Raw genomic sequence first — 16,020 nt, 5'->3', positions numbered from 1 at the left:
GGGCTAGGTGTTGCGCGCGTAGACGAGGCCGAGCCCGCGCAGGGTCAGCCACGGCGCGTGCTCGGTGAAGCAGCGGCACTCGTCGAGGACGAGCGGGGCGAGGTAGCCGGTCGCGATCACGGCGACGTCCTCCTCGGCCGCGCCGAGCGCGGCGACCAGCCGCTCGACCATGCCCTCCACCTGGCTGGCGACGCCGAAGACCATGCCGGACTGCAGCGCCTCGACGGTGTTCTTGCCGATGACGCCGCGCGGGCGGACCAGCTCGACCATGCGCAGCTGGGCGCCGCCCCGGCTGAGGGCGTCGAGGGAGATCTCGATGCCGGGGGTGATCGCACCGCCGACGTAGCGGCCGGCGGCGTCGACGACGTCGAAGGTGGTGGCGGTGCCGCCGAAGTCGACGACGATGGCGGGCCCCGCGTAGTCGGAGGCGGCGGCCAGGGCGTTGATGATCCGGTCGGTGCCGACCTCGCGCGGGTTGTCGACGACGATCGGCACGCCGGTGCGGATGCCGGGCTCGACGATCACCCGCGGCACGTCGGGGAACTGCGCGGCGAGCATCTCCCGCCACGCGTTGAGGACCGACGGCACGGTCGCGCACACAGCGACCCCGGTGACCGCGTCCACGTCGCGGCCGAGCAGCCCGCGCAGCAGCACGCCCCACTCGTCGGCGGTGCGGTGCTCGTTGGTGGAGACCCGCCAGTCGGCGACCACCTCGCCGTCATCGAGCAGCCCGAGGACGGTGTGCGCGTTGCCGATGTCGGCCGCCAGCAGGCTCACGGCCGGGTCCGGAAGTCCAGGCCGAGGTCGAACACGTCCACCGAGTGGGTGAGTGCGCCGACGGAGATGAAGTCGACGCCGGTCTCGGCGACCTCGCGGGCCCGCTCCAGGGTCAGCCCGCCGGAGGCCTCCAGGGTCGCGTGCCCGCCGGCGTCGGCGTTGATGCGCACCGCCTCGGCCATGTCGGCGGTGGACATGTTGTCGAGCAGCACCTCGGTGCAGCCGGCGGCGAGCACCGCGCGGAGCTCGTCGAGGTCCATCACCTCGACCTCGACCCGCAGCCCGGGGTTGGCCGCGACGACGGCCTGGTACGCCGCGACGACGCCCCCGGCGGCCACCGCGTGGTTGTCCTTCACCATCGCCCGGTCGACCAGGCTGAACCGGTGGTTGACGCCACCGCCGCAGCGCACGGCGTACTTCTGCAGCGCCCGCCAGCCCGGCAGCGTCTTGCGCGTGTCGAGCACCCGCGCCCGGGTGCCGGCCAGCGCGTCCACCCACTGCGCGGTCGCGGTCGCGACACCGGAGAGGTGGGAGGCGAAGTTGAGGGCGGTGCGCTCGGCGGTCAGCACACCGCGCACGGGCCCGGAGACCGTCAGCACGACGTCGCCGGGCGCGACCCGGGCGCCGTCGGCGACCCGGCCGGTGATCTTCACCGTGTCGCCGAGGGCGTAGACGAAGGCGAGCTCGGCGATCGCGAGGCCGGCCACGACGCCGGGCTCGCGCGCCGCGAAGTCGGCGACCGCCTCGCCCATGTCGGGCATCGCGGCGCTGGTGACGTCGTCGGCGCCACCGGGCAGGTCCTCCTCGAAGGCGATCGCGACGTGGTCGTAGACGGCGCGCGGGTCGAGGCCCGCCGCTGCGATCTCCTCGACGAGGGCCGGCGGCAGCTCGGCGTACGGCGTCCGGGCGATCATCGGGTGGTCCCGTCGGTGGCGGGCGCGGCGACGAAGGAGACGCTCAGCGCGCCGTCGTCGACGCGGACGTCGAAGTGGCCGGCCAAGCGCTCGTCGTCGCGCTCGGGGAAGTCCTCGCGCCAGTGCGATCCGCGGGTCTCCTCGCGCAGCGCCGCGGCGTCGGTGAGCGCGCTCGCGATGGTGAGCAGGTTGGTGGTCTCCCAGGCCTCCTGGTCGATCACCTCGGCCGTGTCGCCGGCGAGCTTGTCGAGGAGCCGGGCCGCCTCGCCGAGGCCGGCGGAGCTGCGCAGCACGCCGGCCCGCGAGGTCATCGTCTCCTGCAGCTGCTTGCGCGCGGAGCCGGCGACCAGCCCGGCCGGGCGGGTGTCGGCGGCCGGCTCCGCCCACTCCCGCAGCTCGCCGGGGAGCACGTTCGCGATCCGGCGGGAGAAGACGAGGCCGTCGAGCAGCGAGTTGGAGGCGAGCCGGTTGGCGCCGTGCACACCGGAGCAGGCGACCTCGCCGCTGGCGTAGAGGCCGGGCACGTCGCTGCGGCCGTCGAGGTCGGTGCGCACCCCGCCGGAGACGTAGTGGCAGGCGGGCGCGACCGGGATCAGCTGGGTGACCGGGTCGACGCCGTGGGAGCGCGCGGTGGCGAGGATCGTCGGGAAGCGCTTCTCCCAGAACGCCGCGCCGAGGTGCCGCGCGTCGAGCCACATGTGCGGACGGCCGGTCTCCAGCATGCGCTTCATGATCGCCTTGGCGACCACGTCGCGCGGGGCCAGGTCGGCCAGCTCGTGCACGCCCTGCATGAACCGGGTGCCCTCGTCGTCGACGAGGAAGGCACCCTCGCCGCGCACGGCCTCGGAGATGAGCGGCTGCTGGCCGCGGGAGTCGGGGCCGAGGTACATCACCGTCGGGTGGAACTGCACGAACTCCAGGTCGCGCAGGGTCGCCCCACCCCGCAGGGCGAGGGCCATCCCGTCGCCGGTCGACACCGAGGGGTTCGTCGTCTGGGAGAACACCTGGCCGAAGCCGCCGCTGGCGAGCACCACCGCGCGGCAGTGCACCGCACCGACACCGCCGCGCTGACCCTCGCCCATCACGTGCAGGGTGAGACCGGCGACGCCGCCGTCCTCGGCCAGCAACAGGTCGACGGCGAGGGCGTGCTGGATGACCTCGATGTCGGGCGCGGCCTCGATCGCGGCGACCAGGGCGCGCTGGATCTCCGCACCGGTGGCGTCGCCGCCGGCGTGCGCGATCCGGTCGCGGTGGTGGCCGCCCTCGCGGGTCAGGGAGAGCTCCCCGTCGGCGGTCTGGTCGAAGTTGGTGCCGAGCGCGATCAGCTCGCGCACCGCGTCGGGCCCCTCGTTGACCAGCACCCGTACGGCGTCCGCGTCGCACGCACCCGCTCCCGCGACGAGGGTGTCCACCTCGTGCTGCTCGGGGGTGTCGCCCGGGCCGAGGGCCGCGGCGATCCCGCCCTGCGCCCACTGCGTGGAGCCCGCGGACAGCACGTCCTTGGTGACCACGAGGACCTTGTCGACCTGGGTGCGCAGCCGAAGGGCCGCGGTCAGGCCGGCGATGCCGGTGCCGACGATGACGACGTCGGCGCGGGTGGTCCAGCCCGGGCTGGGCGCGGTGAGCCGCCCGGGCAGGCGCAGGTGATCAGGCATCCGTGCAGGCTACTCAGCGACCGGCGGTCACGTCGCCACGGGACAGGCCCGGGTCGCCGAAGGTCTCCGCCGGGTCGAAGCCGGTGGCCATGATCTTGTTGTCGGCGTCCACGAACACCACGTGCGGCTGGTGCTCCTTGGCCTCCTCGGTGCTCATCTGGCCGTAGCCGATGAGGATGACCAGGTCGCCCGGGTGCACCAGGCGGGCGGCGGCGCCGTTGATGCCGATCACGCCGCTGCCGCGCTCGCCCGCGATCGTGTAGGTCTCCAGGCGGGCGCCGTTGGTGATGTCGACGATGTGCACGAGCTCGCCGGCCAGCAGGTCGGCGGCCTCCAGCAGGTCCTCGTCGACGGTGACCGAGCCGACGTAGTGCAGGTCGGCCTGGGTGACGGTCGCGCGGTGGATCTTGGACTTCATCATGGTGCGCAGCATGGGGTTCTCCCTCGGGATCAGAACTGCAGGGGAAGGTTGTCGATCAGGCGGGTGGAGCCGACCCGCGCGGCCACGAGGACGCGGCCCTCGGTGCCGGGCTCGGGATGGTCGGGCAGCTCACCGAGGCCCGTGGTGGTGAGGGCGAGGTAGTCGAGCTCGACACCCGGCTCCCCCTGGAGCACGGCCATCGCCGCCCACCGCGCCGCCGGGACGCCGTACGACGCCCGCGACTGCGCCGCGCGCAGCGCCCGGCTGAGGGCGACCGCCTGCTGCCGCTGCTCGGCGTCGAGGTAGCGGTTGCGGCTGGACCGGGCCAGCCCGTCGGGCTCGCGGTCGGTCTCGGCACCGACCACGTCGATGCCCAGGCACAGGTCGGAGACCATCCGGCGGATCAGGGCGAGCTGCTGGTAGTCCTTCTCGCCGAAGACCGCCACGTCGGGGCGGACCAGGCCGAAGAGCTTGGCGACCACGGTCAGCACGCCGCGGAAGTGGCCGGGCCGGCTGGCGCCCTCCAGCACGTCGGCGAGCGGGCCGGGCTGGACGGTGACCGCCTCGGAGGCGGCGCCGTCGTGCGGCACGCCGTCGGGGTACATCTCCGCGACGACCGGCGCGAACACCACGTCCACGCCCTCGCCGCCGGCCAGCTCGAGGTCCGCGTCGAAGGTGCGGGGGTAGCGGTCGAGGTCCTCGCCCGCCCCGAACTGCAGCGGGTTGACGAAGATCGAGACCACCACGGTGCCCTCGGCGCCGGCGCGCTCACGAGCGATCCGCATCAGCGTGGCGTGGCCCTCGTGCAGCGCACCCATCGTCGGCACGAGCACCACGGGACCGGCCGCCCGGCGGGCGCCGAGCAGCGCGTCGAGGTCGGCCCGGCTGCGTGCGACAGCGGGCGTGGTGAGGGTGGTCATGCGTTCTCGCGGTGGGGCAGCACCCGGCGGTCGCCGTAGGCGCTGAGGACGGTGGCGATCTTCTGGGCCTGGATCGGCAGCAGCCGGCCGTCGGTGACGGCCCGGTCGAGGGTGGCCCACGCCATCGCGACGTACGACGGCAGGGTGTCGGGCGCGTTGGCGGAGATGTCCTTCAGGTGCGCCGCGACCGTCTGCACGTCGCCGCGCACGATCGGGCCGGTGAGCGCGGCGTCGCCGTGGGCGAGCGCGTTGTCGAGTGCGGCGTCGAGCAGCGGGCGCAGCGTGCCGGCCGGGTCGTCGACCCCGGCGGCGGCGAGCAGGCCCATCGCCTCGCTCACCAGGGTGACCAGGTGGTTGGCGCCGTGCGCGAGGCCCGCGTGGTAGAGCGTGCGCATCTGCTCGGGCACCCAGTTGGCGCGCCCGCCCAGGTCGGCGACGAGCTGCTCGGCGAGGTCGTGCTCGGCCGGGCCGGCGGTGAGCCCGAAGACGCAGCCGTGCAACCGCTCCAGGTCCACGGCAGTGCCCGTGAAGGTCATCGCCGGGTGCAGCGCGATCACCCGCGCGCCCACCGCGGCGGCGGGGGCGAGCACGGCGAGGCCGTGGCGGCCGGAGGTGTGCGCGACGACCTGGCCCTCACGGAGCGCGCCGCTGTCGGCGAGCACCCGGACCACGTTCGGGAGCATGTCGTCGGGGACGGTCAGCAGGAGCAGGTCGGCCGCGCGGGCGACGTCGCTCGGCTTGCGCAGCGGCACGCCGGGCAGCAGCGCCTCGGCGCGACGGCGCGAGGCGTCGGACTCGCCGGCGGCGGCGACGACGGGGTGACCGGCCGCGCGGAGGGCAGCGGCCAGGACGGCGCCGACGCGACCCGCGCCGACGACACCCACACGAAGGACGTGGGACATCGTGAACCTTTCGTTCCCGTCCCACCGACCACTGCTCCGTGCGGGGCAGCCGGTGTGGGTACCGGACGTTGTGCTCAAGAGGTGCGTCCCGGGGTTCCGGGACACCTCAACGGTACGCCGGACCGCCCGCCCGCGGGAACGGATCGGATCGGTGGGCTAGGTCACACGCGGATCAGGGCGCCGGGCGATGCTCACGACGAGCGTCGTGCCGGCGTCCGGGTGCAGCCGGCCGGTCACCAGCTCGACGTCCGGCCCCGGGTCGGCGGCGAGGCCGTCCCGCTGGAGCAGCACGACCGGGACCCCGGTCAGCTTGGCCAGGCACTCCAGCCGGGTCCATCGCTCCCAGAACTCGCTCTCGCCGTGCCGGGCCGCCAGCGCGGGTGGCACCGGGCGCTCGACCTCGGCGTCGATCGCGACCTCGCCAGGAGGACCCGTCCAGGCCACGACCCGGCCGTCGGAGAGGTGCGAGCGGGCGTCGTACCGGCTCAGCTCCGCGTCGGTGCCGACGCGGAGCTGGGAGAGCGGGTCAGATGGAGCCGCCACCGTCGATGACGATCGCCTGGCCGTTGATGTTGGTCTGGTCGAGCAGCAGCGTGCGCACGACCGGGACGACGTCCTCGGGCGAGGTCATCGCGCCCGACGGCGTACGACGGGTGATCGACTCGAGCTGGTTCTGCCCGAGCACCGCGGACATCTCGGAGGCGAAGAAGCCCGGCGCGACCGAGTTGGCGAGCACCCGGCCGGCCATCTCGCGGGCGATGGCGCGGGTGGCGCCGTCGAGGCCGGCCTTGGTGGAGGAGTAGGCGACCAGGCCCTGGTAGCCGCGCTGGCCGCAGATCGAGGTGATGTTGATCAGCCGGCCGCGGCGTCCCTTGCCCATCAGGCGGCGCAGCCAGTAGCGGGTGAGCACCAGCGGCGCGGTCAGGTTGGTCTCGATGATCCGCGAGATCTCGTCAGCCGAGGTGTGCACGTGGAGCGAGTCCTGGCCGACCGCGGCGTTGTTGACCAGCCCGTCGATGACGCCCAGCTCGGCCTCGACCTCCTTGACGAAGGCCTGCGTGGCGGCGGCGTCGGTGATGTCGACCGAGCCGAAGTGGCTGGTGTCGGGGAACCGCTCGGCGAGGGCGTCGAGCTCGGGGGTCACGGTGCGTGCGAAGGCCGCGACCTTGACTCCCTGCTCGAGCAGGTCGGTGACCATCGCGAGACCGAGACCGCGCGAGGCGCCGGAGATCAGGACGACGCCGGCGGGCGGGACGAGGGTGGCTTCAGACATCGCTCTTCAGGGTCTCCTTGGTCGGGATGGCGGCGAGCAGCTTGATGCGCCGCGGGACGCCGTACTCCGGCAGGCGCTCGGCGCACCAGGCGTTGAGCTCGGCCAGCAGGTCGGGGGCGGTGGTCTCGCCCGAGGTGAGGACCACCTCGGCGACGACGAGGTTGCCGACGAGCGGCGCCTTGCGGCCGCGGACGTGGGCCCAGGCCACGGCGGGGTGGGACTGCAGGACCCCGCGCACGACGCCCGCGGAGACCTTCGCGCCGCCGATGTTGATCTCGTCGGTGTTGAGCCGGCCGGTGATCAGCACGCGGCCGTCCTCGACGACCACCGCGTCACCGGTGCGGACCGGGCCGCCGAGGCCCTCGCCGTGGTGGGGCGAGGTGATGACGAGCTCGCCGTCCTCGACGTCGATCCGCGGGCGGCCCTCGGCCTCGCGCCCCAGCCACTCCACCGGGAACCCGGCGCGGCCGTCGTGGACGACGATCGAGGCGCCCACCTCGGAGGAGGCGTAGATCCAGGAGATCCGGGCCTCGGGGAAGAAGGTGCGCAGCTGGTCGAGGATCGCCTGGTCGACGGGCTCGCCACCGAGGCTGACCTGCTGCAGCGGCACCTTCGCCAGGTCGTCGGCCTGGGACATCGTGGTCTGGCGCCAGAAGGTCGGGGTGCCGGAGGCGGCGGTGACGCCGTGCTCGACGCCGGCCGCGACCCACTGGTCGAGCTGGGCCGGGTCGACGACGACGAGGTCCTGGCCGGCGGAGCCGAGACCCAGCGTGACCACCTGCCACCAGGCGTAGGTGCCGGGCGAGTAGGGGCACAGCCAGGTCCGCGGCGCCATGTCGCCGGCGACCGTGGTCAGGGAGTCGAGGGTGTGGCCGATCTGCTTGGGCCGGCCGGTGGAGCCGGAGGTCAGCAGCCACAGGCGGCCCGGCTCGGGCTCGCGGGTCACCGACGCGGCCTCGATCGTGCCGTCGGGGTCGACGACGTTGAAGCCGGCCGCGAGCAGATCGGCCCGCAGGTTGGCCTCCATCCGGCCCGCCGCCACCACGAGGAGCTCCGCGCCGGTCTCGGCGTGCTGCTTGACCGCCCGCATCGCGTCGTACGACGACGCGACGACCACCGCTGCCGGGGCGGGGAGGTCGAGCGGCTCGAGGTCGGCCCAGGTGACCTGCTCGCCGCTCGCGGCGTCGATCAGGCGGTTGCTCGCGTGGCGCAGGCTCACGCGGCCTGGATCTCGGTCAGCAGGTCGAGGACGTGCGCGATCGTGGTGATCTGGCGCAGGCCGGCGGCGTCGAAGTTCAGCTCCTCGTCGATCTCGTCCTCGACCCGGAGGGCGAGCTCGCTGAAGTCGAGGGACCGGAAGCCGATGTCGGCCAGCTGCGCGTCGTCGTTGTCGGGCAGCGTCTTGCCCTGCGCGGCCAGAACCTCACCCATCAGCTCACGAAGGCGATCGCGGGGAACCGTCGTCATGGCGGGCAGACTACCGTTAGCCGCGCAGGGAGCCGCACTCCAGCGGCCCCAGTCGAGGAGGAACCATGCTGCGTCCCGCCGGGGACGGCGACGTCGACGCCATGCGGGCGTGGCGCAACCAGCCCGCCAACCGGGCGGTGAGCATCAACCAGCACGAGATCTCCGCCGAGGAGCACGCGGGCTGGTGGGCGCGCACCCGCGAGGACCCCACCCGCCGGGTGCTGGTGTTCGAGCTCGGCGAGCGCGCGCTCGGCGTGGTCAGCTTCTTCGACATCGACCACGAGCAGCGCCGCTGCGCGTGGGGCTTCTACCTCGACAGCGAGACCGTCGAGGCCGAGGGCCTGGCCCTCGTCGCCTGGATGCAGGTGATGAAGGAGGCCACGACGTACGCCTTCGACACCCTCGACGTCGACACCCTCGACGGCGAGGTGCTCGCCGGCAACGAGGCGGTGCGCTCGATGAACCGCCGCTTCCGTTTCACCGAGGGCCCCGCCGAGACCCGCGAGGTCGACGGCCGCACCATCGAGGTCCACCCGATCAGCCTGCGCCGCGAGGACCGGCGCGGAGCACGCAAGACCCGCCCACAGAGCAGTCCAGAGAGCAGCACAGAGGAAGGCACCCGATGACCCAGGACGCCATCCAGGTCGGCGGCCGCACCATCGGCCCCGACGCCGAGCCGTTCGTGATCGCCGAGATGTCCGGCAACCACAACGGCGACCTCGAGCGCGCGCTCGAGATCGTCCGCGCCGCCGCCGACGCGGGCGCGCACGCGGTCAAGATCCAGACCTACACCGCCGACACGATCACCCTCGACGTCGACTCCCCGATGTTCCGGCTCAGCGCGGACCACCCGCTGTGGCCCGACCGCCGGCTCTACGACCTCTACACCGAGGCGCACACGCCCTGGGACTGGCACGAGCCGATCTTCGCGCTCGCCCAGGAGCTGGGCATGCTCGGCTTCAGCGCGCCCTTCGACCCGACCGCGGTCGACTTCCTGCACGGCCTCGGTGTCCCGCTGATCAAGTCGGCCTCCAGCGAGATCACCGACCTGCCGCTGATCCGCTCGATCGCGGCGACCGGGCTGCCGACCATCATCTCCACCGGCACCGCCACCATGGGCGAGATCGACGCCGCCGTCCGCGCGGCCCGCGAGACGGGCAACGAGCACCTGGTCGTGCTGGCCTGCACCGCGTCGTACCCCGCTCCCCCGGAGGCGTCCAACCTGCGCGGCATCCCGGTCCTGCGCGACGCGCTCGACGTCCAGGTCGGGCTCTCCGACCACACCCTCGGCATCGGCGCCTCGGTCGCCGCGGTCGCCCTCGGCGCCACCGTGATCGAGAAGCACCTGACCCTCGACCGCGCCGACGGTGGCGTGGACGCCGACTTCTCCCTCGACCCGGGCGAGTTCGCCTCCCTGGTGCGCGAGACCAAGATCGCCTGGCAGGCGATGGGCGAGGCCCGGATCGGGCCGAAGGAGATCGAGGCCGAGGGGCTGCGCTTCCGCCGCTCCCTCTTCGTCTCCCGCGACGTCAAGGCCGGCGAGAAGGTCGGCCCCGACAACGTCCGCTCGGTCCGCCCCGCCGACGGCATGCCGCCCGACTCGTTCCGCGACATCGAGGGGCGCGAGTTCCGGCAGGACGTGCCGATGGGCACGCCCATGTCGCTCGACCTGCTGTAGCGGGGCACGCGGGCCCGGACCCGCAGACGGTCAGGACCGCCTCGCCGGCCGCGAGCGCCTCACGGCAGCGCGCGGCTGCGCACGCTCCAGTCGACCAGAGCCGGCTCGCCCGACGGCGACTGCTTCGTCAGCCGGACCATCACCGGGCCGGTGCCGGCGGGCAGGCGCAGCCGCGCGCCATCGACGTCCGCCCCCGGTACGTCGGCGCCGTCGAGCGTGCGCACGGCGATCCCGATGCCGTGGGACTTGTCGACGACCCGGTCCTGGGCGAGCTCGCGCACCGCGCGACCGGGGTGCTTGACCCGGGCCCGGCGCCCGCGCAGGCGGTCGCCGCCGACACCACGCACTCCGACCTCGATCTCGGTGCCGGTGTCCGGCATGCCCGGGTTGACGACGAGGATCCCGCTCTGGCCGAGCACCAGCGCGCCCTGGTCGTCGTGGCGGCCGACGGCCACCCGTGGGGCGATCGGCTCCGAGCCGAGGCGCAGGTGGGCGCGGACGACGGCGATGCCGACGACGCCGTCGGGCATCGCGGCACCGGTGGGCCACTCCTGCTCGTCGGCGCGCGAGGACTCCATGCCGATCATCAGCATGCCGTCGTCGCCGAGCTCGTCGGGGGTGACCTGGAAGGAGACTTGCTCGACGGTCGCCTCGCCGTCGTAGCGGCGCAGGCCGAGGGCGGCGCCGGCGATGGTGCGGCCCTGCGCGGTGAAGCGGAGCAGGCGGTGGCGTCCGGAGACGTCGGGGAGCGGGACCTCGCGGTCCTTGTCGTCGCTGCGCGCCATCTTCGCCCGGCTGCCGAGCATGTTGTCGTGCCACATCTCGTTGGACAGGCCGTCGATGCGGATGTCGAGGTGGACCGTGATCGGGCCGGCCGGGCGGACCAGGGACAGGCCCAGCATCCCCGAGGGCCGTACGACGCGGGCGAGCCGGTGCGGCGCGCGGACCGCCCCGTCGATCAGTGCCACGGCGCCCGGGACGTCCTGGTCGAGGTAGACGGGCAGCTCGTGCCGACGCGCGGGCCGGTCGAAGGAGGTGCCCAGGTGCAGCGAGGGGAGCTCGAAGACGCCGCTCATGACGCGACCACCCCCAGCTGCATCGCGAGGAGCTCCGGCGGGACCTCCCAGTCGAAGCGGGACAGGAACGCCTCCCGGCGGCGCCACATCCGGTGCACCGCGGCGAACGCCGGCTCGCCGTCGGACTCCACGTGCAGCATGTTGACGGCCAGGATCTCGAAGAGCTCGTCGCCCTCGCCGACCGGCCACTGCTGGACCAGCCCGGACGGGACGTCGCTGGCGCAGCGGTAGAACCACATCCACAGCCGGGCCCGCTCGACCTGCTCCGGCGTGATCAGCTCCTCACCGGCGAGCAGGCCGTCGACGTGACGCTGCAGCTCGGTGAAGTACTCCTCCACGCTGCCGGCGACCGTGGTGAAGCCGCACGCGCTCCACTCCGACCAACCGCACTGCAGGGCGGGGATGCCGAGCGCGGGGTACTCGCTGCTGACGCTGCCGCGCACGGTGAGCACGAGGTCGGTGAGCGCGGTCAGGTAGTTCTTCGACAGGTCCAGGCTGCGCATGAACTTCATGTGCGGCTGGTCGGTGTAGCGCGCCGCGACCCCGTCGAAGAAGCCGGTCGCGTCGTACATGTGCTGGTGGGGGTGGTCGAGGAACATCCAGTTGACCTCGTCGTGCTCGGCGGCCCACGCGGCCGTCTGCTCGATCCAGTCGCCGAGGTCCGCGAACACCTCCCAGTTGGTCCCGAGCGCGTCGGAGACGGCGTGGTTGAAGACCGCGACCGTCGGCTTCGACGGGTCCAGGCCGACCCGGCGCCCGGCGGGCACCCGGACCGCGGCCCGGTCGGCGGGCGTCTGCAGCTCGACGCTGGAGAAGTCGGCACCGGCACGCCACCACGACGGGCGGCCGAGGGTGGCCTTGGCCCGCCACTGGGTCAGCTCGGAGCTGCGGTGCAGCAGCTCGCGGTTGGGCCACAGGTGCTTGTCGAAGAACTCCCCCAGCTGCGAGGTCAGCCCGGCCCGGATCGGCGCGCCCGCGGGCAGCTTCTCCGGGAACAGGCCGTAGACCTTGAGCCCGCCGGTCGACTGCGGGAAGAGGACGGGTACGTCGTGGCGCAGCGCCGCCTCGACCCCGAGCCCGAAGTTGTTGTAGTCGACGTGGCTGGTGATCAGCGCGACCACGTCGTTGTTGGCGAGCAGGGCGTCGTAGATCTTGGCGAACTCGGCGCTGCGCGCGGCGACGTGCGCCTTCTTCGCCTGCAGCTCCGGGGAGTCGTCGAGGCGGGCGACCAGGGCCATCCGGCAGGCGGTGGCGTAGACGATCTCCTCGAAGCTCTCCGCGGAGATCCCGGAGTCCGGCAGGTCGCCGCCGAGGTCCACGCCGGCGACCTCGAGCGGCTCGGCGGTCCCGGCGACCCGGGCGTCCACGAGCGCGTGCACGTCGAAGACGGTCTCGGCGCCGTACGCCGTGGCCATCTGCGAGATCTCCTCGAGGTTGAAGTAGGTCCAGACGATCTGGTTCCAGTCCTCGTCGGCACCGCTGTAGACGATGACGCGGGCGGGCTCCATCCGGCGCAGGGCGTTGGCGACGGTGAGGTTGCGCAGCGTCACCCGCAGGTCCTGGCTCATCGCCTCGACGAGGATGATCCGCTCGGACTCCGGCAGCACGTTGTGGCGCCAGAACGTCGAGGCGGTACGGAGGAATGGCCGGAAGTCGGTCAGCTCGCGCACCAGCCAGTTATATCAACTGTGATAGCCCGTGCCATCAAGGGAGCAGCGCGGCGACAACCCTTTGGCGACCCTGGCCGTCCACCAGCTCCCAACCGGTACGACGCAGCCGGTTCCGCGCGTCGGTGTCGGACAGTGCCTCGGCCAGCACCGCGGTGGCCGCCGCCGGGTCGGCGCGCACCCCGGAGAGAAGGCCGAGCGGGAAGGTCAGCCCCTGCGCGACCACCCGGCCGTAGGACTCCGCCTGGTTGTCCGCGACGCACACGAAGGCGGCGGCCGCGCCGAGGCAGAGCAGCTCCCAGCTCGACGTGCCGGCGGCGCTGACGACCAGGTCGGCGGCGCGGACCAGCTCGGCGATCCGGTCGGTCGGCGCGATCACCTCGACCTCCTGGCCGGGCGCGGGGGCGATCGCGGCGAGGGCGGCGCGGCTCTCGTCGGTGGCGGCGACGACCGAGAGCCGGAACGGCAGCCCGGTCGCCACCAGCGCGGCGGTCAGCACCGGGGCGGCGCCGAACGCGTCGGTGCCACCGAAGAAGGCGAGCACGCGCGGCGCTCCGTCGGGCGCCGGCACCTCCGGCCGCGCGGGACGGTGCCGCAGCACCTCGTCGCGCATCAGGGCGTAGCGCAGGCCCGCGAGCCGGACCGCGCCCGCGGGCAGGGCGCGGTGGTCGTGCTCGGCGCCGATGTTCTGGTCCAGGTAGACGTCCGCCTCGCGGCCACCGATCGCCCCGTCCGCGAACGCCAGGGTCCGGTACGACGCCCGCGCGCCGGCGTAGGCGACCGGCGGGAGGCGGTAGGAGTCGATCACGACCGCCTCCGGCGCCAGCTCGGCGACCTGCTCGAGCTGCGCGGTGACCGTGGCGGCGGGCACGACGGAGGCGAAGCCGCGCGCGTCCAGCTGGGCCGCCGCGAAGGGCACGGCGGCGGCGTCGACGAGGAAGACGACCTCGCGTCCACGCGCCTCCAGCTCCTCGGCGAGGGCCAGGCAGCGCATCAGGTGGCCGACCCCGATGTCCGGACCCAGATCGCACCAGACGACGACCCTCGACACCCTGGTCTCCCCTCGATTCCGGCGACAGCGGCGGCCAACGGTATCGTCAGTCCGATTCTTCGTGGCGGGGACGGGCCCCGCTCCCGTCCGACGGAAGGCGTGCGCGTGTCCATCCTCCAGGGGAGCAGCATCCTGATCACCGGTGGCACCGGTTCGTTCGGGAAGGCGTTCATCCGCTACGCCCTCGACAACCTGAACCCGCGCCGCCTGATCATCATCAGCCGCGACGAGCTCAAGCAGTTCGAGTGCCGCCAGATGTTCAACGACGACCCGCGCCTGCGCTGGTTCATCGGTGACATCCGCGACCGCGAGCGGCTGCTCCGCGCGATGCACGACGTCGACTACGTCGTCCACGCGGCCGCGCTGAAGCAGGTCGACACGGGTGAGTACAACCCGTTCGAGTTCATCAAGACCAACGTGCTGGGCTCGCAGAACGTCGTCGAGGCCGCGATCGACGCCGGCGTGAAGAAGGTCGTCGCGCTCTCCACCGACAAGGCCTCCTCGCCGATCAACCTCTACGGCGCCACGAAGCTGACCGCCGACAAGATCTTCATCCTCGGCAACAACTACGCCGCGTCGTACCCGACCCGGTTCGCGGTGGTCCGCTACGGCAACGTGACCGGCTCGCGCGGCTCGATCATCCCGAAGTGGAAGGCGATGGCCGAGCGCGGCGAGAAGCTGCCGATCACCGACCTGCGCTGCACCCGCTTCCTGATCACGCTGCCGCAGGCCGTGCAGATGGTCGTCGACACCTTCGACCTGATGCAGGGCGGCGAGCTGCTGGTCCCGCACATCCCCTCGCACAAGGTCGTCGACCTGGCCCACGCGGTCGTGCCGGACGCGGAGTTCGTCGACATCGGCCTCCGCCCGGGCGAGAAGCTCCACGAGGAGATGATCAGCCCCGAGGAGGGTCGCCGCGCGGTGATCATCCAGGACGGCAAGTACTACGTGATCGAGCCGGAGACCCCGCAGTGGGGCTACCAGCCGATCAAGGACGCGGTGCCGGTGCCCGAGGGCTTCCACTGCGCCTCCGACAAGAACGACATCTGGTGGGGCGTCGAGGACCTCCGCGAGGTCCTCGAGTCGGGCATCTGATGCTCCCCTACGGTCGCCAGTCGATCACCGAGGACGACGTCCAGGCGGTTGCCGAGGTCCTGCGCGGTGACTGGCTGACGACCGGGCCGGCCGTCACCCGCTTCGAGGAGGCCATCGGCGCGCTCGCCGGCGGCCACCGGGCGGTGTCCTGCACCTCGGGCACGGCCGCGCTGCACATGGCCTACGCCGGGGCGGGCGTCGGCACGGGCGACGAGGTCGTCACCACGCCGATGACCTTCGTCGCGACCGCCTCCGGTGCCTCGCTGCTCGGCGCGAAGGTCGTCTTCGCCGACGTCGAGGAGGACACCGGGCTGATCGACCCGGCCGCCGTGGATGCGCTGGTCACCGAGCGCACCAAGGTCGTCGCCGCGGTCGACTACACCGGCCACCCGGCCGACTACGCCGCGCTGCAGCCGATCGCCGACCGGGTCGGCGCGCTCACCCTCGCCGACGCCGCGCACTCGATCGGCGGCTCGGCCGGAGGCAGGCCGGTGGGCGACCTGGCCGACCTCACGACGTTCTCGTTCTTCCCGACCAAGAACATGACCACCACCGAGGGCGGCGCGGTGGTCGCCAAGGACGACGCGATCGCCCAGCGCGCCCACGAGTTCCACTTCATCGGCATGGTCCGCGACGCCGACCGCTTCGAGCACCCCGACCAGGGCGCGTGGTGGTACGAGGTCCACGAGCTCGGCCTCAACTACCGGCTGACCGACGTCGCGTGTGCCCTGGGGCTCTCCCAGCTCCAGCGGCTGGAGGCGTTCAAGCAGCGCCGCGCGGAGATCTGGGCGCGCTACAACGAGGCCCTCGCCGGCGTCGACGGCGTGCGGATCCCGGTGCAGCGCGAGGGCGTCGACCCGGTGTGGCACTTCTACTGCGCGCGGATCCTCGACGGCCGCCGGCGCGAGGTCTTCGAGAAGATGCGCGAGCGCGGCATCGGCGTGCAGGTCAACTACATCCCGGTCTACTGGCAGCCGGTCTACGCCGACGCGGGCTACCAGCGCGGGATGTGCCCGAACGCCGAGGCGTTCTACGCCGAGGAGCTCTCGCTGCCGCTCTTCCCGGACCTGACCGACGCCGACGTGGACCGCGTCATCGAGACGCTCACCGACATCCTCGGCTGA

At 73.0% G+C, this 16,020-nt stretch carries 17 protein-coding genes; 4 read left to right on the top strand and 13 right to left on the bottom strand.

Annotation, left to right across the window (positions count from 1 at the left end; genetic code table 11):
* Window positions 1-3 precede the first annotated feature (3 nt).
* The 10 genes from MRBLML1_RS19745 to MRBLML1_RS19700 form a co-directional block, all read right to left on the bottom strand.
* A complete protein-coding gene (locus tag MRBLML1_RS19745) occupies window positions 4-777 on the bottom strand; it encodes a type III pantothenate kinase (RefSeq protein WP_364519225.1) in 774 nt (257 codons plus the stop codon).
* A complete protein-coding gene (nadC, locus tag MRBLML1_RS19740) occupies window positions 774-1,691 on the bottom strand; it encodes a carboxylating nicotinate-nucleotide diphosphorylase (RefSeq protein ID WP_364519222.1) in 918 nt (305 codons plus the stop codon). Before nadC ends, MRBLML1_RS19745 begins: the two co-directional genes overlap by 4 nt.
* Entirely contained in the window at window positions 1,688-3,346 is a 1,659-nt protein-coding gene (locus MRBLML1_RS19735) for an L-aspartate oxidase (RefSeq protein ID WP_364519220.1), read from the bottom strand. Before MRBLML1_RS19735 ends, nadC begins: the two co-directional genes overlap by 4 nt.
* Before the next feature lie 13 nt (window positions 3,347-3,359).
* Window positions 3,360-3,779: an aspartate 1-decarboxylase gene (gene panD / locus MRBLML1_RS19730; RefSeq protein WP_364519218.1), complete on the bottom strand. Its 420-nt coding sequence runs from the start codon at window positions 3,777-3,779 to the stop codon at window positions 3,360-3,362.
* Window positions 3,780-3,796: 17 nt separating this feature from the next.
* Window positions 3,797-4,687 (bottom strand): pantoate--beta-alanine ligase, encoded by an 891-nt coding sequence (panC, locus tag MRBLML1_RS19725; RefSeq protein WP_364519216.1) that lies wholly within the window; start codon window positions 4,685-4,687, stop codon window positions 3,797-3,799.
* The gene (locus MRBLML1_RS19720) at window positions 4,684-5,589 is read right to left on the bottom strand and encodes a Rossmann-like and DUF2520 domain-containing protein (RefSeq protein ID WP_364519214.1); all 906 of its coding nucleotides are present in this window, start codon (window positions 5,587-5,589) and stop codon (window positions 4,684-4,686) included. The genes panC and MRBLML1_RS19720 overlap by 4 nt, the downstream gene beginning before the upstream one ends.
* A gap of 156 nt (window positions 5,590-5,745) precedes the next feature.
* Window positions 5,746-6,132: a hypothetical protein gene (locus MRBLML1_RS19715; protein ID WP_364519212.1), complete on the bottom strand. Its 387-nt coding sequence runs from the start codon at window positions 6,130-6,132 to the stop codon at window positions 5,746-5,748.
* Window positions 6,116-6,862 carry an SDR family NAD(P)-dependent oxidoreductase gene (locus tag MRBLML1_RS19710; protein ID WP_364519210.1) on the bottom strand — a complete coding sequence of 249 codons (747 nt, stop codon included), beginning with the start codon at window positions 6,860-6,862 and terminating at the stop codon, window positions 6,116-6,118. Before MRBLML1_RS19710 ends, MRBLML1_RS19715 begins: the two co-directional genes overlap by 17 nt.
* On the bottom strand, window positions 6,855-8,081 hold the full coding sequence (locus tag MRBLML1_RS19705; protein WP_364519208.1) for an AMP-binding protein: 1,227 nt from the start codon (window positions 8,079-8,081) through the stop codon (window positions 6,855-6,857). The genes MRBLML1_RS19710 and MRBLML1_RS19705 overlap by 8 nt, the downstream gene beginning before the upstream one ends.
* Window positions 8,078-8,329 carry a phosphopantetheine-binding protein gene (locus MRBLML1_RS19700; RefSeq protein WP_364519206.1) on the bottom strand — a complete coding sequence of 84 codons (252 nt, stop codon included), beginning with the start codon at window positions 8,327-8,329 and terminating at the stop codon, window positions 8,078-8,080. Before MRBLML1_RS19700 ends, MRBLML1_RS19705 begins: the two co-directional genes overlap by 4 nt.
* Window positions 8,330-8,394: 65 nt before the next feature.
* Here MRBLML1_RS19700 and MRBLML1_RS19695 point away from each other — a divergent pair, with 65 nt between their 5' ends.
* Both MRBLML1_RS19695 and pseI read left to right on the top strand, forming a co-directional pair.
* Window positions 8,395-8,955: a GNAT family N-acetyltransferase gene (locus tag MRBLML1_RS19695; protein ID WP_364519204.1), complete on the top strand. Its 561-nt coding sequence runs from the start codon at window positions 8,395-8,397 to the stop codon at window positions 8,953-8,955.
* Window positions 8,952-10,007, top strand: coding sequence for a pseudaminic acid synthase (gene pseI / locus MRBLML1_RS19690; protein ID WP_364519202.1), 1,056 nt, complete (start codon window positions 8,952-8,954; stop codon window positions 10,005-10,007). Before MRBLML1_RS19695 ends, pseI begins: the two co-directional genes overlap by 4 nt.
* 59 nt (window positions 10,008-10,066) lie before the next feature.
* Here the strand turns inward: pseI and MRBLML1_RS19685 are convergent, their stop codons facing one another.
* Genes MRBLML1_RS19685 through MRBLML1_RS19675 form a run of 3 tightly spaced genes read right to left on the bottom strand, consistent with a single transcriptional unit; the run spans window position 10,067 to window position 13,801 of the window.
* Window positions 10,067-11,083 carry a hypothetical protein gene (locus MRBLML1_RS19685; protein WP_364519200.1) on the bottom strand — a complete coding sequence of 339 codons (1,017 nt, stop codon included), beginning with the start codon at window positions 11,081-11,083 and terminating at the stop codon, window positions 10,067-10,069.
* A complete protein-coding gene (locus MRBLML1_RS19680) occupies window positions 11,080-12,753 on the bottom strand; it encodes a hypothetical protein (protein ID WP_364519197.1) in 1,674 nt (557 codons plus the stop codon). The genes MRBLML1_RS19685 and MRBLML1_RS19680 overlap by 4 nt, the downstream gene beginning before the upstream one ends.
* A 34-nt stretch (window positions 12,754-12,787) precedes the next feature.
* Complete coding sequence (locus MRBLML1_RS19675; RefSeq protein ID WP_364519195.1) at window positions 12,788-13,801, bottom strand: PseG/SpsG family protein; 1,014 nt, start codon at window positions 13,799-13,801, stop codon at window positions 12,788-12,790.
* A 105-nt stretch (window positions 13,802-13,906) separates the two neighbouring features.
* On the opposite strand from MRBLML1_RS19675, the gene pseB reads away from it, so the two are divergent.
* Window positions 13,907-14,896 carry a UDP-N-acetylglucosamine 4,6-dehydratase (inverting) gene (pseB, locus tag MRBLML1_RS19670; RefSeq protein WP_364519192.1) on the top strand — a complete coding sequence of 330 codons (990 nt, stop codon included), beginning with the start codon at window positions 13,907-13,909 and terminating at the stop codon, window positions 14,894-14,896.
* Window positions 14,896-16,020, top strand: coding sequence for a UDP-4-amino-4,6-dideoxy-N-acetyl-beta-L-altrosamine transaminase (gene pseC / locus MRBLML1_RS19665; protein WP_364519190.1), 1,125 nt, complete (start codon window positions 14,896-14,898; stop codon window positions 16,018-16,020). Before pseB ends, pseC begins: the two co-directional genes overlap by 1 nt.

Origin of the sequence: Nocardioides sp. LML1-1-1.1, from assembly GCF_040676175.1 — a bacterium.
Classification (GTDB): domain Bacteria; phylum Actinomycetota; class Actinomycetes; order Propionibacteriales; family Nocardioidaceae; genus Nocardioides.
Note: the sequence above shows the minus strand (reverse complement) of the source record. Positions and strands in the feature narration are given on the sequence as shown.